Source organism: Streptomyces pseudovenezuelae (assembly GCF_029892565.1).
GTDB lineage: Bacteria > Actinomycetota > Actinomycetes > Streptomycetales > Streptomycetaceae > Streptomyces > Streptomyces pseudovenezuelae_A.
The window spans coordinates 96,542-114,117 of record NZ_JARXVH010000001.1; the positions used below are offsets into that span (position 1 = coordinate 96,542).

Sequence of the window (17,576 nt, forward strand, 5' to 3'; positions counted from 1 at the left end):
GGATTCTCAGTAGGCGGCGAGGTGGCGGACCGCCGCCACGACCTTGTCGACGGTGGGGATGACCCGCTCCTCCAGCGCGTCCGCGAACGGCAGCGGGACGCACTCCCCCGCCACCCGGCGCACCGGCGCGTCCAGCAGGCCGAACCCCTCGTCGGCGACGACGGACACGAGCGTGGCGCCCCAGCCGCCCTGGTACGGGTTCTCCTCGACGGTGACGAGCCGCGAGGTCCGGCCGAGGGAGGCGAGGACGGTGGCGGTGTCCAGGGGCACCAGGCAGCGCAGGTCGATCACTTCGGCCTCGATGCCCTCGGCCGCGAGGAGTTCCGCCGCCTTCAGCGCCACCCGCACCATCGAGGCGAGGGCGACCAACGTCACGTCGGCGCCTTCGCGGACGACGGCGGCGCGGCCCAGTTCGACGAGGTGCCCGGGCGGCGCGGGCGCCCCTTTGCTCGCGAGCAGCCCCTTGTGCTCGAAGAAGACGACCGGGTCGTCGCTGCGGATCGCCGCGGCCATCATGCCGACGACGTCGGCGGGCGTGGCCGGTGCCGCGATCTTCAGGCCCGGGACGGTGAACGCCCAGTTCTCGGTGGCCTGCGAGTGCTGCGCGCCGAAGCCGAGGCCGCCGCCGTTGGCGGTGCGCACGACGAGCGGCACGGTGACCTGACCGCCCGTCATGTACCGCACCTTGGGTATCTCGTTGGCGAGGTAGTCCCAGCAACAGGCCAGGAAGTCGGAGAACATGATCTCGGCGACCGGCCGCATGCCGGTCATCGCGGCGCCCATCGCCGCGCCCACGATGGCCTGTTCGGAGATCGGCGTGTCCCACACCCGCTCGGGCCCGAACTCCTCGAACAGTCCGGCGGTCGTCTTGAACACCCCGCCGGCCGCCCCGATGTCCTCCCCCAGGCACACGACGGCCGGGTCCCGGCGCATCTCGCGCGCGATGCCCTCGGCGACCGCCTCCCGGTAGCTGATCACGTCCGCCATGCGGCACCCCCGTCCGCCCATACGTCGGTCAGCGCCGTGCCCGGATCCGGCGCGGGCGCCGCCTTCGCCGCCTCGACCGCCCGCGCCACGACGTCACGCGCGCGTGCGTCGGCCTCGGAGACCCTCTCCTCGGCCACGCCCAGTTCGACCAGCCGGCCGCGTGCGAGGTCCAACGGGTCGTGCTTGAGCCACCGTTCGACCTCCTCGGCCGGACGGTAGGCGGCCGGGTCGGCACGGCTGTGCCCGAAGTGCCGGTAGGTCTCGGCCTCCAGCAGGGCGGGCCCGTCTCCTGCCCGGGCCCGCCGCGCGAGACGGGCGACCGCGTCCCGGACGGCGACCACGTCATTGCCGTCGACGGTCTCGCCGGGCAGCCCGTAGGCGGACGCCCGGTCGGCCGCGGGGCGGGCCACCGCCGTGACGTCGGCGATCGGGGTGTACTCCATGTAGAGGTTGTTCTCGCAGACGAACAGCACGGGCAGCTTCCATACGGCGGCCAGGTTGAGCGCCTCGTGGAAGGCGCCGATGTTGGTGGCGCCGTCGCCGAAGAAGGCGACCGCCAGCTGTCCGGTGCCGCGCATGCGGGCCGACCAGGCGGCGCCGACCGCCATCGGGAGGTGGGCGCCGACGATCGCGTAGGAGCCGAGCATGCCGGTGGACGCCTTGGTGAGGTGCATGGAGCCGCCCTTGCCCCCGCACAACCCCGTGGCCCGGCTCATGAGTTCGGCCAGGCACTCCTCGGGCGTGGCGCCCCGGGCCATCGCGTGGTGGTGGCCGCGGTAGGTGGCGAAGACGTAGTCGTCGTCGCGCAGGGCGGCGCTCGCGCCGACGGCGATCGCCTCGTGTCCGGCGGCGAGATGGGTGGTGCCCTTGACCAGGCCGGACAGGAACAGGTCGTGGGCGGCCCGCTCGGTGCGGCGGATGACGGCCATCTGCTCGTACCGGGTGAGGAGTTCGGCCGCGTCCATCAGCGCGTCCCGTCCGCGAAGCCGGTGTTGAGGTGGGACTGCGACTCGCGCCGGGTGTTGAGCTCACCGCCGACGGTCCAGTACTTGCGGCCCGCGACCAGCAGTTCCTCGGCCGGGAACTTGGTGATGACCTCGCACCCGTCGGCGGTGACGACCATCTCCTCCTCGATACGAGCCGCGGACCAGCCGTCGGCGGCGGGCCAGTAGGTCTCCAGGGCGAACACCATGCCCTCTTGGAGGACTTCGGGGTGGTCGAGGGAGACGAGCCGGCTGAAGATGGGCTTCTCCCAGATCGACAGGCCGACCCCGTGGCCGTACTGCAGCGCGAAGGCCGCCGTCTCGTCGGCGAACCCGAACTCCTCGGCACGCGGCCAGACTTGGACGATGTCGGCGGTGGTGGCGCCGGGCCGGACCAGGGCGATGGCCCGGTCCATGTACTCCCGGCAGCGGACGTACGCGTCCCGCTGGGCACCGGAGGCGCTGCCGACGGCGAAGGTGCGGTAGTAGCAGGTGCGGTAGCCGAGGTGGCTGTGCAGGATGTCGAAGAAGGCGGGGTCGCCGGGGCGGATCAGTCGGTCGCTGTAGACGTGCGGGTGGGGTGAACAGCGTTCTCCCGATATGGCGTTGACGCCTTCGACGTACTCGCTGCCGAGGTCGTAGAGGACCTTGCTGACCAGTCCCACGCACTCGTTCTCGCGCACCCCGGGCCGCAGAAATCCGTACAGCTCCTCGTAGGCCGCGTCGACCATCGCGCAGGCCTGGGTGAGCAGGGATATCTCGTCGCGGGTCTTGGTTCGGCGGGCCTCCAGGAAGACCTGTTGGCCGTCGACGACATCGATGCCCTCTGCGCGCAGGGCGGCCAGTACCGGCATCTCGGCCACGTCGATGCCGAGCGGCTCGCCCGCCAGGCCGTGTTCGCGCAGCTCGTTGGCGATCTTGGCGGCCACGTCCTCGGCGATGCCCGCGTCCGGGTGGAAGGCGCCGCGCAGGGTGGAGATGCCGGCGCGGGCACCGGTGGGCGGACCGTCCTTGCCGTCGCTGTAGTCCAACCACGGGTTGTAGAGCTGGTGGTGGCGGGCGGCGGATCCGAAGTCCCAGACGATCGGCTCACCGCCGCGCACCAGCAGCGCGAAGCGGATCAGCTTGTCCATCGCCCAGGTGCCGATGTGCGTGGCGGTCATGTAGCGGATGTTGGCGAAGTCGAAGCTGAGCACCGCGCCGAGCGAGGAGCGGTTCAGGGACTCGTGCAGCCGGGCCAGCCGCTCACCGCGGAGCCGGTCCAGGTCGATGCGCTCTTCCCAGTCGACGGCGTTGGGTCCGAATGTGCGGATCGTCATGGCGACCACCCCTGCTTCGGAGTGAACGACCGGACCGCGGAAGTGTCAAGTGTTACTGAACACGAACCAGACACCGATGGCGGGCTCCTCGCCGTCGTTGCGGTAGCGGTGCGGGGTCGTCGACTCGAAGCACACGGCGTCGCCCGGGCCCAGTGTGTACTCGTCGAAGCCGAGCGTCAGGACGAGTTCGCCGGAGGTCAGACAGCCGTACTCGGTGCCCGCGTGCCGCATGAGGCCGCCGGAGCTGGAGGAGGAGCCGCCGGGCCGATAGGTCACCTGGAGGAAGTCGACGTCCACGCCGGGCACATGGCCGAGTCGCTCCCACACGACGCCCGAGTCCAGCTCCAGCGTCTCCCGTTCATCCGGGGTGACCAGCGGGCCGATGCGGCGGCCGGGGTCGGCGGCGAAGGCGGCGAGGGCGTGCAGGACGGTGCCGGGGATCGCGGAAGCCGTTGCCGATGCGGCGACCTGAGCGGAGGCACCGATGTCGTCGCGGCCGTCGAAGAGCGACTCGATCGAGATCCCGAGAGCCGTGGTGATCGCGTACAGCGTGCTCACGGACGGCTGGCTCTTGCCGGTCTCGATCTGCGAGACCAGGCTCGCGGAGACACCGATCTCCCGCGCCAGGGCACGCAGACCCATGCCCTTCGCTTGGCGCGCCCGCCGGATACGGGCACCCATGGGCGGCGCTGCGGCAGGAGACACGATCACTCCCCTCACGACCGAACGTGTGCAGCTCCATTGAACAGTACGTGCGCGATCGTGCGCAGAACGCCGTTGTCGTTGTTGGACGGCGCTATGTAGCGGGCCCTGGCGATGACGTCCGGGTGGGCGTTGGCCATGGCGAAGGACCACTCGGCGGCGTCCACCATCTCCAGGTCGTTGAGGTAGTCGCCGAAGACCATGGTCTGCGCGGGGGTGATGCCCAGTTCGCGCTGGAGGCGGCGCAGGGCGGTGCCCTTGTTGGCGGTGGGGTTCATGACGTCGACCCAGTGCTCGCCGGAGACGACGACCTGGTGGGTCGTGGTGAACCGGGTGAGGGCCGGGGCGGTGGTCCGCGCGGCCGAGCCGAAGTCGAAGAGGGCGACCTTGAGGACGTCGTCGTCGAACACGGTGGCGTCCTCGACGATCCGGTGCTCGACGTAGTACGGGCGCACCTGGGCCAAGAAGGGCTCGTCCGTCCGCTCGACGTAGGCGGACCGCTTGCCGCAGACCACGGCCCCCACGTCCACGCCGTCGGCCACCGACTGCCGTACCGTCCGCACCAGTTCGGCGACCACGCCGGGCGTCAGCGGGTCCGAGGCGAGCTCCACGCCGTCGCGCACGACATAGGTGCCGTTCTCCGCGATGAACGCCATGCCCTCGGCCACCTCGGCGAACTCCCGCGCCAGTGTGGCGTATTGGCGGCCGCTCGCCGGGCTGAACAGCACATCGCGCCGGCGCAGCTCGGCCAGGGTCGCCCAGAGGCCGGACGGCATCCGCTTGGCGTCGTCCAGGAGCGTGCCGTCCATGTCGGTGACGATCAGCCGGATGTCCGCGGGGCCGGTGGGGAGGTCGGTGGCGAGGGGCGCGGGGGCGGAGGACATGACCTGCTTCCGGTGGGGGTGGACGGCACCGCCGCCCGGTCCGGACGGCTTCTCCACCCTACGTGAGCCGGTCGACGCCCAGGTCAGCCGCCCGACCTGATGAGTCCGGTGAGATACCGCCACAGTGAGGACCTGCGCTTGGCGCTCTGGTCGGGACCGTCTGGCGCGTCCGGCACACCCGATGCACCTGATGCGCCCGCCATGCGCGGCGGCGGGTACGACGAGACCGGAGCGGACAGTTCGTAGCGGACCGGCAGCGAGCGCAGTCCGCGCATGAACGGCGAGGAGCGCCAGGGCAGTTGGTCGACGGGGAGGGCGAGTTCGAGGTTCGAGAACCGTTCGAAGAGGCGGCCGACGCCGGCCGCCGCGATCGTCGAGGCCAGCTCGCGGGCGGGGCACTGGCGACGGCCCGCGCCCCAGGACAGGTGGGCGCGGCTGCTGATGGTGGAGGTGCCGGGTGCCGTCCTGTCGGCGAAGAGGGGATCGGCGTGCGCGGCGGCGGAGGAGACCCACACGGGGTCGCCGGCGTGGATGGTGTACCGGCCGAGCCGCGTGTCCGCGGCGGCGAACCTCGGTACGAAGTTGACCAGCGGCGGCTTGCGCATGACCACGCGGTTCATGGTCTCCCGGACCATCCCGGCGGACAGCGCGGTGCGCACCCCGCCGTCGGCGTCCCCGGAGATGACCTCGACGACGGTGTTGGAGATGAGGATGCCGACGTGGTCGGAGGTCATGCCGAGCAGCATGAACAGCTCCCGGGCCAGCTCGTCGACCGAGAGGTCCGGGTGGGCGGCCACCAGGTGGGAGGGGAAGTCGTCCGCGGGCCGCGCGATCTTCGAGGCGGCCAGTTCCTTGAGCGTGTGCAGCAGCCGGTCGAGGGCCGGTTCCGCGTCCGGTCCTGCGTCGAGCACCCGCCACATGTCCATCAGGGCGTCGTCGCCCTGGGAGCCGGGGAAGCCGAGCAGGTGACTCGCCGCCATCAGCGGGAGCGGCCGGGAGAACTGGGCGGACAGGTCGGCCGAGCCCGTGTCGCCGCCCTGCCCGAGCAGGGTGATCAGTTCGTCGGCGTAGCCGGTGACGGCCGCCTTGAGCCGCTTCGCCTGCGGGTTGCGCGGGTCCTGGAAGGGCCGGAGCGCGGTGTCCCAGGCGGTGCGCAGCGCGGGATAGCCGGGGCCGCCCTGGATCAGTACGTGGTTGACCTCAAGGGACGGACCGAGCGGCCAGTCGGCGGGCACCTGGCCCTCCGAGCGGGCCCGCCAGTTCTCCAGGCCCTTCGGCCAGCCTGCGTCGTCCTGGAGCACCTGGAGCGACTCCCGGTAGCCGAGCACGAGCCAGGCGGGCACGCCCAGCAGGTCGACCGGCGCCACCGGGCCGTGCAGGTCGCGCAGCCGCTCGTAGACGAGCGCGGGGCGGGTCTCGTAGTCACGGGTCAGCAGGGGTTCGGGGGCCAGGGCCTCCAGGCGCGGACCGTCGGACACCGCGCCCCCTTCGTCGGCCAGGTGGATCTCCATGCGTCAGCCGCCCCCTTCGACACCGCCGGCCTGCGGACGCGGGGGACGTTACCCCAGGCGTCCCACGTGTCACCTGTGGGGGTACTCACCGGTAGCCGATCGTGATGTCGTCAACCAGTCGTCGGCGGGCGGGCTTTGGCGGACAGGGCGACAAGGTCCGGCGGACGGCTCAGGTGGGGTGTTCGGGTCACGCGGTGACCTGCGCCTCCGACCCGCATCCGCGACCGCTCGGGCGTCACCCGTACGGTCCGGTGCGCTGGTGGGCCGGTGGGCCCGGTGGTGCGCTGAGGGGAGACCCGACCCTTCCAGGAGGCACCCGCCATGACCCGTCGTGCGTCCCTCCCCGTCCGTGCGTTCGCCACCGCGCTGGCCGCGGGCACGCTGCTGACCACCGCGGCCTGCTCGGACGACGGCGACGGCGGCTCCAGCGCCTCGGACGTCACCGACGAGGCCCGGGCCGCCTCCCCGCTGGCAGCGCGGACGTCCACCGCGCCGGCCCGGCTGACCGGGACCGGGGCGCGGGCCGCGCTGATCACCGAGGCGGACATCGAGGACGACTGGACGAAGGTCGACGACGCGGCGACCTGGCGGAACAAGCTGCTCGTCGGCAAGGTCGACGTGGCGAACCTCCTCACCGCGAAGACGAACGCCGCCGACTGCCAGAAGCTCCTCGACGGCCTCTACGACGACGATCTGCTGGGCAGGCCCGCGGGCGCGTCCGCGCTCACCGGCTTCGAGCAGGACGACTCCCGTCTCCTCTACCAGGTCGCCGCCTACGACCGGGCCCCGCTGGCCGCCTCCCTGACCTGGCTGGGGAGCCTGCCGGACAAGTGCGACCAGTTCACCGCGACCGACGCCAAGGACGGGAAGCGGACGGTCCAGGTGATCGAGACCTCGGTGCCGAAGGAGGGCGACGCCCGGCGGGGGCTGCGGGTGACGGTGCAGGGCACCACGAACGGCACGGCCGCCACGCTCACCCTGGACGTCATGGCCGTACGCGTCGGTGACGACGCGATCACCGTCACCGCCGGCGGCCTCGACGGGGACGAGTCCGACTCCGCCGAGGACGCGGTGAAGGAGGGCACTCCGCGGTTGAAGGACGTCCTGGCCGGGAAGACGCCCGCCGCGGACCCCGGCAACGACGACTGAGGACGGTTCCCCGCTCCCTGGTCCCCGATTCCCGGGACACCGTGATCACCGCGCGGCACAATGGCGACGAAGGCGGCAGGCGGTGCGAGGAGGAGCAGAGTCGTGAGTGAGAGCCACACCCCGTCGGGCGGACCGGCCAGGCTGAACACCGGTGTGGCGCACAACGCGCGCGTGTGGAACTACTGGATCGGCGGCAAGGACAACTACGCGGTCGACCAGCAGGTCGGCGAGCAGGTCGCCGGGATGTTCCCGATCATCCGGGAGATCGCCCGCGCGGACCGCTGGTTCCTGCAGAGGGCGGTGCGGTTCCTGACGGAGGAGCGCGGGGTGCGGCAGTTCCTCGACATCGGCACCGGACTGCCGACCGCCGACAACACGCACGGGATCGCCCAGCGGATCGCGCCCGAGTCACGGATCGTCTACGTCGACAACGACCCGATCGTGCTCGCCCACGCCCGCACCCTGCTGACCGGCACCGACCAGGGCGGCACCGACTACATCGACGCCGACGTGCACGACCCGGAGGCGATCCTCGAACGCGCCGCCGGGACCCTGGACTTCACCGAGCCCGTCGCCGTGATGATGCTCGGCATCCTGAACTTCGTCCTCGACACCGAGGCGGCCCGGGACATCGCCCGGCGGATCATGGCCACGGTCCCCTCGGGCAGCTTCCTGGTCCTCACCCACCCGACCTTCGACGCCGAACTCGGCGGCGAGGGCCAGATCCCGGCGATGAAGTTCTGGAACGAGAACGCCACGCCGCCGATCACGGCCCGCGGCGGCGCGGACGTCGCCTCGTTCTTCGAGGGCCTCGATCTCCTGGAGCCGGGCCTGGTGTCGTGCTCGCGCTGGCGTCCCGAGGCCGACTCCCCCGCCGTGGTACCGCAGTTCGGCGCGATCGCCGTGAAACCCTGACGCGGGCCAGCACACCGGTCGACCCGTCGAGGAGAACGTATGACCACCCTTGCCGATCCCGTCCCCGGCGGGCGCCCCGGTGACGTCGAGCGGGCCACCGCGCTGAGCGGCGAACTGGCCGGGCGCGGGGTGCACGGGATCGTCCTCGCCTACGTCGACACCGCGGGCATCGGCCGGGTGAAGACGGTCCCGACGGCGAAGCTCGCCTCCGCCGCGGCCTGGGGCGTGGGCATGTCCCCGGTGTTCGACACGTTCCTCGCCAACGACTCCATCGTCACCACCGACGTCCTCGGCTCCCCCGACGGCGATCTGCGCCTGTACCCCGACCTCGACCAACTGACCGTACTGGCCGGGCAACCCGGCTGGGCCTGGGCGCCGGTCGACCGGATCACGCAGGAGGGCGAGCCGCATCCGGGGTGCGGTCGTACGGTGTTGCGCCGGACCGTCACCGAGGCGGCCGAGCGGCACGGCATCACCTTCAAGGCCGCCGTCGAGGTCGAGTGGGCCGTCGGCCAAGGCCCGTCCGCCACCGGCGAGTTCGCGCCGGCGCTCACGGGCCCGGCGTACGGAGCGATCCGGCAGGTCGAGCTCAGCGACTACACCGCCGACCTGCTGGCGGCGTTCGCGGCGCAGGGCGTGGACGTCGAGCAGCTCCATCCCGAGTACGCGGCCGGGCAGTTCGAGGTCTCGGTGGGCGCGCTCGACCCGGTAGCCGCGGCCGACCGCAGCGTCCTGGTCCGGCAGACGATCCGGGCGGTGGCGGGGCGGCACGGGCTGGTCGTCTCGTTCGCGCCCGCGGTCTTCGCCGAGGGTGTCGGCAACGGCGGTCACCTCCACCTCTCCGCCTGGCGCGACGGCGTCAACCTGCACGCGGGGGGCGAGGGCCGGTACGGCATGACGGCCGACGCCGAGTCCTTCGTGGCCGGAGTCCTCGGCCGGCTCCCGGCGCTCACCGCACTGAGCGCCCCGAGCCCCGCCAGTTATCTGCGCCTCAAGCCCTCCCAGTGGGCCGGGGTGTTCACCGCCTGGGGCCGCGAGACCCGGGAGGCCGCGGTGCGTGTCGTCACCGGCACGGCGGGCCTGCGCGAGCAGGCCGCCAACCTGGAGGTGAAGCCGGTCGACCTGGCCGCCAACCCGTATCTCGCGTTCGCCGGTGTCATCGCGGCCGGACTGGACGGTCTCGCCTCGTCGGCGCCGTTGCCTCAGGAGATCACCGGAGATCCGGCCCGTCTCGACCCCGAGGAAGCGGCGGCCCGGGGTGTGCGCCGACTGCCGGTCTCGCTCGCCGAGTCGGTCGAGGAGTTCCGCAAGGACGAGCTGTTGCGGGCCGCGCTGGGGCCGGTCCTCGCGGACGCGGTGATCGCCGTACGCCTCGGCGAGATCGCCGCCGTGGACGGGCTGGACGACGACCGGGTGGCGGCCACCTACCGCTGGAAGTACTGACATGGGCGCGATCCAAGCGGCGCTCGACGCACAGGAGTTGACGGACCATCACTGCCACGGCGTGGTGACTGCCGACCTTCCCCGAGAGGACTTCGAGGCGCTGCTCACCGAAGGCGGCGTCTGGCCGGGGATCTCGCCCTTCGACAGCCCGGTCGGCGTGTCGGTACGCCGCCACTGCGCTCCCCTGCTCGACCTGCCGAGGCACGCACCCATCGACGACTACCTGGCGCGGCGCGCCGAGTTGGGCTGGCGCGAGGTCAACCGCCGCTTCCTGGCCGCCGGTTCGACGGACGTGTTCTGCGTGGACACCGGGTACACCCCGGACCGGCTCACCACACCCGCCGAACTGGCGGACACCGTGGGCGGCTCGGCGTACGAGGTGGTGCGGCTGGAGAGCGTCGCCGAGGCGGTGGCGGCGAAGGGCGTCGAACCCGCCGAGTACGCCGCCGTGTTCCGTGCGGCCGCCCGGGAAGCGGTGGGGCGGCCGGGTGTGGTGGCGGTGAAGTCCGTGGCCGCCTACCGCACCGGCTTCGACCTGGACCCGGCCCGGCCCTCGGCGGACGAGGTCACCGAGGCGGCCCGGCGCTGGCTGGCGGCCGGTGGCCGACTGGCGGACCCGGTCCTCGTACGCCATCTGCTGTGGACCGCCGTCGATCTCGGGCTGCCGCTCCAACTGCACGTCGGATTCGGCGACAACGACATCCGGCTGCACCGCTGTGACCCCGCCCACCTCACCGACTGGCTGCACCTGACCGCCGGCACGATCCCGGTGCTCCTGCTGCACTGTTGGCCCTACCAGCGCCAGGCCGCCTACCTCGCGGCTGTGTTCGAGCAGGTGTATCTCGACGTGGGGCTCACCCTGCACCACGTGGGTCCGGCCCGGGCCGGCGCGGTCCTGGCGGAGGCGATGGAGATCACTCCGTACCGCAAACTGCTGTACAGCTCGGACGCGTACGGTCTGGCTGAGTTCTACTGTCTGGGTGCGCTGGCCTTCCGGCGGGGTCTGACCGGTCTGCTTCAGGACCGGGTGGACGCCGACGAGCTGAGCCTGCCCGACGCCCTGCGGATCGCCCGGTGGGCGGGCGCGGACAACGCTCGCCGGGTCTACCGTCTGCCCGGCCCCTCCTGAAAGTATGATCAAGCAATGTCTGACATGACCGATACCACGCCAGGCTGGCTCAGCGCCGACGAGCTGGAGATGGCACGAGCCCGTATGCCGATCCTGTACGTCGAGGCGGTGCCCGTCCGCGTCGACGACAGCGGCGAAGTCACCAGCGTCGGCCTGCTGCTGCGCATGGGACCGGAGGGGACGGTCAGCCGGACCCTGGTCTCCGGCCGGGTGCTGCACCACGAGCGGGTCCGGGACGCGCTCCTGCGCCACCTGGAGAAGGACCTGGGACCCGTGGCGCTGCCCCGGATCCCGGCCTCCCTGCAGCCCTTCACCGTCGCCGAGTACTTCCCCACCCAGGGCGTCACGCCGTACCACGACTCGCGCCAGCACGCGGTGTCGCTGGCCTACGTCGTGCCCGTGACCGGCGACTGCCGGCCCCGGCAGGACGCCCTGAACCTGGTCTGGTTCAGCCCGCAGGAGGCCGTCTCTGCCGCGGTCCAGGGCGAGATGCCGGGCGGCCACGGCGTCCTGCTCAGGCAGGCGCTGGCCCATGTGGGGTGCGGTCTGTAGCCGGGCAGCCCGGCCCGGATCAGTGGGCCGCGTCCAGCCGGGCCCGCTGCTCCGGTGTGAGCTCCAGGTCGATCCCGGCCAGGTTCTCCTCCAGCTGGGCCACCGACGAGGCACCCGCCAGCGGGACGATCGGGAGTTCCCCGCCCGACTGCCAGGCCAGCACGACCTGGTTGACGGTGGCCCCGGTCTCGCGCGCCACCTCGTGCAGGACAGCGAGGCGGGCGGGGGTGCCCGGGTGGTCGAAGTCCGCGGGCAGCCGCTCCGGGTGGGTGTAGGTGCCCTTCAGGAGCGGCGAGTACGCGACCAGGGTCAGGCCGGGCTCGGCCCGCAGGTAGCTGAACAGTTCGGCGCCCGCGTGGCCGAGGCTCCCGTCGGGGAACAGGTCCTCGGGCACGTCGGTGCGGGGGCGCAGGTGGCTGTGGGCGTACTGGAACACCTCGTAGCCCGGCAGCCCGGCCGCGGCGGCGATCGCGCGGGCCCGCTCCACCCGCCAGATCGCCTGGTTGCTCACGCCGAGGAGGCCCACCGTGCCCTCGGCGACCAGCTCCGCGAACCCTTCGACGGTCTCGCGCTGGGGCACGGTGTGGTCGTCGATGTGGGCGTAGAGGAGGTCCAGCTTCTCCACGCCGAGGCGTTCCCGGCTGCGTTCGGCGGACTCACGGATGACCTTGGCGGACAGGCCCTCGCCGTTGTCGATGTAGCCGGTGCCGGGGGCGAGCGGGCGGGCGCCGAGCTTGGTCGCGATGACGATCTCGTCGCCGATGCCGCGGCTGCGCCGCCACCGGCCGAGGAGTTCCTCGCTCTGGCCGCCCTGGCCGCCGTCCTCCCAGAAGGCGTAGTTGTCGGACGTGTCGATGAAGTTGCCGCCGGCCTCGACGTACCGGTCGAGCACGGCGAAGGACGTCTCCTCGTCCGTCCGCGAGCCGAAGAGCATCGCGCCGAGGGCCAACACGCTCACCTCGCGGCGGTGGGCCGGATCGGTTCCGATGGTGCGGTACCTCATGGTGGGTCCTCCCGTACGCGCCCGGTTGTCCGGGCACGAACGGGAGTCTCCATCTTGAAGCGCACTTCAAGTCAAGCCTTCGCGAAGGGTCCTTCCAGTGCCGCCCACTGGAGCAGCATGATCGTCTTGGCGTCGGCGATCTCTCCGGTGCGGATCATCTCCAGGGCCTGCCGGAAGGGCAGTTCGACGATCTCGATGTCCTCGCCCTCCTCGTCCAGGCCGCCGCCCTCGTGGGTGCGGGTCGAGGGGCCGTAGGCGGCGGCGTAGAAGCTGACGCGTTCGGTGACCGAGCCGGGGCTCATGTAGACGTCGAAGACGTGCCGGACCTCGCCGATGGTGTGCCCGGTCTCCTCCACCACCTCGCGGCGCACGGCGAGTTCGGGGTGTTCGTCATCGTCGTCGAGGAGTCCGCCCGGGGTCTCGACGAGCATGCCGTCGGGGTGTCCGTTGACGTACACCGGGTAGCGGAACTGCCGGGTGAGCAGGACGGTTTCACGGTCGGCGTCGTAGAGCAGCATGGTGGCGCCGTTGCCGCGGTCGTGCGTCTCGCGCTGCTGGGTGCTCCAGGTGCCGTCGGCGAGTTGGAGGTCGAAGGTCGTGGCGCGCTCGACGTACCAGTGGCTGGACAGCAGTTGGACGTCCCGGACCTTGACGCGCGGGTTGCCGGTGAGGGCGAGGCCCGTGCGGTCCAGGCCGGTGCGGCCGCGGCGGTCCGGGGTGTCGATGCCTGCGGTCATCGGACACCGGTCCGGCGGGAGGGGTCAGAGGAAATCTTCATGATCCGCTTCTACCACGCCCACAGGACGTGGGAGCCGCGGCCCGGCAGGTCCACGTACAGGCCGGAGGAGAGCAGTTCGGTGCCGTCGCGGTCGAACGACTGCGCCGACAGCAGGTCGGTGAGGTGGCAGGTGCGGTCCTGGAGGTCGTACCAGGGCAGGGGGACGCGGCCCTGCGCGGGGGCGTCCGAGTCGTTGACGACCACGACATGGCGGGTGTCGGGACCGGTCCAGCTCCAGGCGAGGAGGTTGCGGTGGGTGTCGTTGTCCGGCCAGCCCGTGCAGGTGAGCAGGCTCCAGTCGCCGACCCGCACGTCGAAGGCGGCCGGGAGCAACCGGCCGTAGAACTCCCGCAGTTCCTCGTCGACGGGTTCGGGCGGGCGGCGGGAGAGGAACACCGGTGGGCGGACCCGGCGGCCCTCGAACTGGCCCTCGTGCCAGAGGGTCGCGCCCGGCAGGGTGGCGACGGTGACGGCGGCGACTCGCTCCCGGGTGCCGGGGAGGGTGGCGGCGGCGCGGGGTTCGTCGTGGTTCTCCAGGAAGCGGACGAGGCCGCGCTGGTAGGCGAGATCGGCCTGGAGGTGGCCGTGGACGGACTCGGCGTCCTCGTGCAGCAGCCGGTCGTAGAGCCGTTTGTCGTAGCAGTGGTCGAAACCCTGGTGCTGGAGGGCCCATTCGAGGTCCCAGTAGGCCTCGGCGACGAAGAGCAGGTCCGGGTGGTGTTCGCGGACGCGCGGGATGACGTACGGCCAGAAGTCCTCCGCGGGCGGGGCTCCGGCCCGGTCGCCCCAGGTCTTGGCGAACACGTCGTTCATCAGCAGCATCGCCATGTCGCAGCGCACGCCGTCCGCCTGATCGCCGATCGCCACCAGCGTCTCCACCGCCGCCGCCCGCAACGCGTCGCTGAAGGCGTTCAGTTGGACCACGTCCGGCCAGGGCGGGAAGTACGGGTCCCGGCCGCGGGCGTAGATCTGTCCGCCTGCCTCGATGAACGCCTCGGGCGAGCGGGTGAGGTCGTCCGGGGTGCCCCGGACCAGGCAGTCGGGGCGATCGGTGAGCCAGGGATGGTCGGGGGCCACGTGGTTGGGGACGTGGTCGAGGATCAACCGCAGGCCTCGGGAGGCCAGTTGGGCGCGGGCCTCGGCCAGGCCCGTCGGCCCACCGAGGGACTCGTCGACCACGTAGTTCCGTACACAGTACGGGGATCCGGCGATGTCCGCCTCGGTGAGGTCGGGCAGGGCGTCTCGGAAGGAGGCGAGCAGGGACTCGTCGCGCAGAGCGACGGCGAGGCCGGCGGGACTGCGTTCCCATACGCCCATCAGCCAGACGGTGTCGACGCCGGGCCGTGCGACCTCGTCCCAGGCCTCGCCGGGGACCTCGCCCAGGGTGATCCGGCGGCCGTACCGTCCGCTCAACTCGCCCAGCCAGATCAGGACGTTGATCTCGTAGATCACCGTCATGACAGCGGCTCCTCGCGCAGGGCGCCCCAGTCGCCCTCACCGACGACGTGGAACAGGGTCGCGGTGACGGCGGCGAGGCCGGTCCAGCCGGTCTGGTGGGAGGCGCCGAGGCCCGCGCCGTTGTCGCCGTGGAAGTACTCGTAGAAGAGGACCAGGTTCTTCCAGTGCGGGTCCTTGGCGTACTTGGCCTGTGCGCCGTGCACCGGTCGGTGGCCGTCGGGTCCCTGGAGGAAGGTGGAGGTGAGGCGGTCGGAGATCTCGCGGGCGACCTGGTAGAGGGTGAGGTGCTTGCCGGAGCCGGTCGGGCACTCCACCGTGAAGTCGTCGCCGTGGTAGGCGTACAGGTTCAACAGGGCGCGGATCAGCAGCATGTTGACGGGGAACCAGACCGGGCCGCGCCAGTTGGAGTTGCCGCCGAACATGCCCGAGTCGGACTCGGCGGGGAGGTAGCCGACGCCGTACGTCTCGCCATGTACCTCGAAGGTGTAGGGGTGTTCGGCGTGGTACTTCGACAGTGAGCGGATGCCGTGCGGGCCGAGGAACTCGTCCTCGTCGAGCATGCGGGCCAGCACGCGGCGCAGCCGGTCCTCGCCGAACAGCGCGAACAGATATCGGCCGCCCTGGCCGGGGCCGACGTTCTGCTGGGCGGAGACGATGGCCGCCACGGCCGGGTGGCGCTCTATGAACTCCTTTGCTCCGGCGGCCAGTTCGGGGAAGCGGCGGTCGGACCAGGCGCCCACCACGCTGGTCGCCGCGAGCGGGATCAGGCCGACGAGGGAGCGCACCTTGAGGCGGGTCGCGGTGCCGTCGGGCAGCCGCAGGACGTCGTAGAAGAAGCCGTCCTCCTCGTCCCAGAGGCTCTCGTTGTCCTTGCCCATGCGGTTGGTGGCGACGGCGATCCACGCGAAGTGCTCGAAGAGGGTCTGGGCCTGCTCGACGTAGACCGGGTTCTCCACGGCGAGTTCTATCGCGATCTCCAGCAGGTTCTGGCAGTACAGCGCCATCCAGGCGGTGCCGTCGGCCTGGTCGAGGTGGCCGCCGGTGGGCAGGGGGGCGCTGCGGTCGAAGACGCCGATGTTGTCGAGGCCGAGGAAGCCGCCCTGGAAGACGTTGTTGCCGTCGACGTCCTTGCGGTTGAGCCACCAGCTGAAGTTCTTCATCAGCTTCTGGAAGGCGTTCTCCAGGAAGGCGCGGTCGGCGCGGCCGGTACGCTGCTTCTCCAGCTCGTAGACGAAGAGCACGGCCCAGGCGTGCACGGGCGGGTTGACGTCGCCGAAGTTCCATTCGTACGCGGGGATCTGACCGTTGGGGTGCAGGTACAGGCGGCGCAGCAGCAGGTCCAGCTGGGACTTGGCGAAGCCGATGTCGACCATGGACAGGGCGATGGTGTGGAAGGCGAGGTCCCAGGCCGCGAACCAGGGGTACTCCCAGGCGTCCGGCATCGACATGACCTCGTCGTTGACCATGTGGTACCAGGCGCTGTTGCGGACGGCGGGGTCGGCGCCGAGCGGGTCGACGCCGTGTTCGGCGAGCCAGCGCTCGACGTCGAGGTAGTAGTACTGCTTGCTCCACAGCATTCCGGCGAGGGCCTGCCGGACGACCCGTCGCTCGTCCTCGCTCGTGCCGTCGGGCAGGACGTCCTCGTAGAACTCGTCGGCCTCGGACCGGCGCGCGTCCATGACGTCCTCGAACCCGGCCCAGGGGTCGTCGAGTTGGGCGTCGGTCAGGCGCAGCCGGACGGTGACGCTCTCGCCGCCGGGGACGCTGAGCACGTGGTGGACGGAGGCCTTGGTACCGGTCCGGGCCGGGTTCACGGCGTCGGTCTCGCCGTGGACAACGTGGCGGTCGATGCCGTCCTTGACGTACGGGGTGGTGTTCGAACTGCCGAAGACGCGCTCGTTGTTGGTGTCGTTCTCGGTGAACAGGGTTTGCGTCCCGCCGCTGAAGTACAGGCGCCGCGTGCCCAGTTCCTCGTGCTCGGCGCGGATCGCGGACCCGTCCAGGCCGAGGCTCGGGACGGCCGTGCCGCCGGCCCAGGACCAGGTGTGGCGGAACCAGAGGGTCGGCAGCAGGTGGAGGGTGGCCTCGTCGGGGCCGCGGTTGTGGGCGGTGATCTCGACCAGCAGGTCCTCGGGGCCGGCCTTGGCGTACTCGACGAAGACGTCGAAGTAGCGGTCCTCGTCGAAGATGCCGGTGTCGAGGAGTTCGTACTCGAAGTCGCGGCGCCCGCGGGAGCGGTTGGTGTCGACCAGGTCGTCGTAGGGGTATGCGGCCTGGGGGTACTTGTAGAGGTACTTCATGTACGAGTGGGTGGGCGTCGAGTCGAGGTAGAAGTAGCACTCCTTGACGTCCTCGCCGTGGTTGCCCTCGGTGTTGGTCAGGCCGAACAGGCGCTCCTTGAGGATCGGGTCGCGGCCGTTCCACAGGGCCAGTGCGAAGCACAGCCGCTGTTTGTCGTCGCTGACGCCGGCGATGCCGTCCTCGCCCCACCGGTAGGCGCGGGAGCGCGCCTGCTCGTGGGTGAAGTACGACCAGGCGTCGCCGCCGGGGCTGTAGTCCTCGCGGACGGTCCCCCACTGACGTTCGCTGAGATAGGGGCCCCAACGGCGCCAGGGCGCCCGGGACGCGTCGGCCTCCGCCAGCCGTTGTCGCTCGGCGCCCGTCGTACCGCTGTCCGCCATCTTGGACCGCCTCCTCGCATTCGGGCATCGCTCCAAGACTCGGGGGTCACGGGCGGGCCCGCAACGGATGCATGGCGGAGGG

The 17,576-nt window shown here is 71.4% G+C and carries 15 protein-coding genes; 5 read left to right on the forward strand and 10 right to left on the reverse strand.

Annotated features, from left to right (window positions below; translation table 11 throughout):
* Positions 1 to 6: 6 nt before the first annotated feature.
* From M2283_RS00470 to M2283_RS00495, 6 genes are all read right to left on the reverse strand, one after another.
* Positions 7 to 987 carry an alpha-ketoacid dehydrogenase subunit beta gene (locus tag M2283_RS00470; protein ID WP_280873873.1) on the reverse strand — a complete coding sequence of 327 codons (981 nt, stop codon included), beginning with the start codon at positions 985 to 987 and terminating at the stop codon, positions 7 to 9.
* The gene (locus M2283_RS00475; protein ID WP_280873874.1) at positions 975 to 1,952 is read right to left on the reverse strand and encodes a thiamine pyrophosphate-dependent dehydrogenase E1 component subunit alpha; all 978 of its coding nucleotides are present in this window, start codon (positions 1,950 to 1,952) and stop codon (positions 975 to 977) included. Before M2283_RS00475 ends, M2283_RS00470 begins: the two co-directional genes overlap by 13 nt.
* Entirely contained in the window at positions 1,952 to 3,289 is a 1,338-nt protein-coding gene (locus M2283_RS00480) for a M24 family metallopeptidase (RefSeq protein WP_280873875.1), read from the reverse strand. The genes M2283_RS00475 and M2283_RS00480 overlap by 1 nt, the downstream gene beginning before the upstream one ends.
* Positions 3,290 to 3,334: 45 nt before the next feature.
* Positions 3,335 to 3,994: a helix-turn-helix domain-containing protein gene (locus M2283_RS00485; RefSeq protein ID WP_280873876.1), complete on the reverse strand. Its 660-nt coding sequence runs from the start codon at positions 3,992 to 3,994 to the stop codon at positions 3,335 to 3,337.
* A gap of 11 nt (positions 3,995 to 4,005) precedes the next feature.
* On the reverse strand, positions 4,006 to 4,875 hold the full coding sequence (locus tag M2283_RS00490) for a Cof-type HAD-IIB family hydrolase (protein ID WP_280873877.1): 870 nt from the start codon (positions 4,873 to 4,875) through the stop codon (positions 4,006 to 4,008).
* 83 nt (positions 4,876 to 4,958) lie between these two features.
* Positions 4,959 to 6,386, reverse strand: coding sequence for a cytochrome P450 (locus M2283_RS00495; protein ID WP_280873878.1), 1,428 nt, complete (start codon positions 6,384 to 6,386; stop codon positions 4,959 to 4,961).
* A 321-nt stretch (positions 6,387 to 6,707) separates the two neighbouring features.
* Between M2283_RS00495 and M2283_RS00500 the strand changes: the two genes are divergently transcribed.
* The 5 genes from M2283_RS00500 (at position 6,708) to M2283_RS00520 (ending at position 11,574) form a co-directional block, all read left to right on the forward strand.
* Positions 6,708 to 7,535 carry a hypothetical protein gene (locus tag M2283_RS00500; protein WP_280873879.1) on the forward strand — a complete coding sequence of 276 codons (828 nt, stop codon included), beginning with the start codon at positions 6,708 to 6,710 and terminating at the stop codon, positions 7,533 to 7,535.
* A 102-nt stretch (positions 7,536 to 7,637) separates the two neighbouring features.
* Positions 7,638 to 8,450, forward strand: coding sequence for an SAM-dependent methyltransferase (locus tag M2283_RS00505; RefSeq protein ID WP_280873880.1), 813 nt, complete (start codon positions 7,638 to 7,640; stop codon positions 8,448 to 8,450).
* Between the two features lie 39 nt (positions 8,451 to 8,489).
* Positions 8,490 to 9,893, forward strand: a complete 1,404-nt coding sequence (locus tag M2283_RS00510) for a glutamine synthetase family protein (protein WP_280873881.1) — start codon at positions 8,490 to 8,492, stop codon at positions 9,891 to 9,893.
* A 1-nt stretch (position 9,894) separates the two neighbouring features.
* Positions 9,895 to 11,022 carry an amidohydrolase family protein gene (locus tag M2283_RS00515; protein WP_280873882.1) on the forward strand — a complete coding sequence of 376 codons (1,128 nt, stop codon included), beginning with the start codon at positions 9,895 to 9,897 and terminating at the stop codon, positions 11,020 to 11,022.
* Between the two features lie 15 nt (positions 11,023 to 11,037).
* Entirely contained in the window at positions 11,038 to 11,574 is a 537-nt protein-coding gene (locus tag M2283_RS00520) for an NUDIX hydrolase family protein (RefSeq protein ID WP_280873883.1), read from the forward strand.
* A gap of 19 nt (positions 11,575 to 11,593) precedes the next feature.
* Here M2283_RS00520 and M2283_RS00525 read toward each other — a convergent pair whose 3' ends face one another.
* From M2283_RS00525 to M2283_RS00540, 4 genes are all read right to left on the reverse strand, one after another.
* Positions 11,594 to 12,577 carry an aldo/keto reductase gene (locus M2283_RS00525; RefSeq protein WP_280873884.1) on the reverse strand — a complete coding sequence of 328 codons (984 nt, stop codon included), beginning with the start codon at positions 12,575 to 12,577 and terminating at the stop codon, positions 11,594 to 11,596.
* Positions 12,578 to 12,648: 71 nt separating this feature from the next.
* Positions 12,649 to 13,314: an NUDIX domain-containing protein gene (locus M2283_RS00530; protein ID WP_280873885.1), complete on the reverse strand. Its 666-nt coding sequence runs from the start codon at positions 13,312 to 13,314 to the stop codon at positions 12,649 to 12,651.
* A 50-nt stretch (positions 13,315 to 13,364) separates the two neighbouring features.
* The gene (locus M2283_RS00535; protein WP_280873886.1) at positions 13,365 to 14,813 is read right to left on the reverse strand and encodes an alpha-amylase family glycosyl hydrolase; all 1,449 of its coding nucleotides are present in this window, start codon (positions 14,811 to 14,813) and stop codon (positions 13,365 to 13,367) included.
* Complete coding sequence (locus M2283_RS00540) at positions 14,810 to 17,494, reverse strand: MGH1-like glycoside hydrolase domain-containing protein (protein ID WP_280873887.1); 2,685 nt, start codon at positions 17,492 to 17,494, stop codon at positions 14,810 to 14,812. Before M2283_RS00540 ends, M2283_RS00535 begins: the two co-directional genes overlap by 4 nt.
* Positions 17,495 to 17,576 lie beyond the last annotated feature (82 nt).

Excerpts from the sequence above, each read along its gene's own strand:
- M2283_RS00470 (WP_280873873.1), bottom strand. The coding sequence starts at position 987 with ATGGCGGACGTGATCAGCTACCGGGAGGCGGTCGCCGAGGGCATCGCG.
- M2283_RS00475 (WP_280873874.1), bottom strand. The coding sequence starts at position 1,952 with ATGGACGCGGCCGAACTCCTCACCCGGTACGAGCAGATGGCCGTCATC.
- M2283_RS00480 (WP_280873875.1), bottom strand. The coding sequence starts at position 3,289 with ATGACGATCCGCACATTCGGACCCAACGCCGTCGACTGGGAAGAGCGC.
- M2283_RS00490 (WP_280873877.1), bottom strand. The coding sequence starts at position 4,875 with ATGTCCTCCGCCCCCGCGCCCCTCGCCACCGACCTCCCCACCGGCCCC.
- M2283_RS00495 (WP_280873878.1), bottom strand. The coding sequence starts at position 6,386 with ATGGAGATCCACCTGGCCGACGAAGGGGGCGCGGTGTCCGACGGTCCG.
- M2283_RS00500 (WP_280873879.1), top strand. The coding sequence starts at position 6,708 with ATGACCCGTCGTGCGTCCCTCCCCGTCCGTGCGTTCGCCACCGCGCTG.
- M2283_RS00510 (WP_280873881.1), top strand. The coding sequence starts at position 8,490 with ATGACCACCCTTGCCGATCCCGTCCCCGGCGGGCGCCCCGGTGACGTC.
- M2283_RS00515 (WP_280873882.1), top strand. The coding sequence starts at position 9,895 with ATGGGCGCGATCCAAGCGGCGCTCGACGCACAGGAGTTGACGGACCAT.
- M2283_RS00520 (WP_280873883.1), top strand. The coding sequence starts at position 11,038 with ATGTCTGACATGACCGATACCACGCCAGGCTGGCTCAGCGCCGACGAG.
- M2283_RS00525 (WP_280873884.1), bottom strand. The coding sequence starts at position 12,577 with ATGAGGTACCGCACCATCGGAACCGATCCGGCCCACCGCCGCGAGGTG.
- M2283_RS00530 (WP_280873885.1), bottom strand. The coding sequence starts at position 13,314 with ATGACCGCAGGCATCGACACCCCGGACCGCCGCGGCCGCACCGGCCTG.
- M2283_RS00535 (WP_280873886.1), bottom strand. The coding sequence starts at position 14,813 with ATGACGGTGATCTACGAGATCAACGTCCTGATCTGGCTGGGCGAGTTG.
- M2283_RS00540 (WP_280873887.1), bottom strand. The coding sequence starts at position 17,494 with ATGGCGGACAGCGGTACGACGGGCGCCGAGCGACAACGGCTGGCGGAG.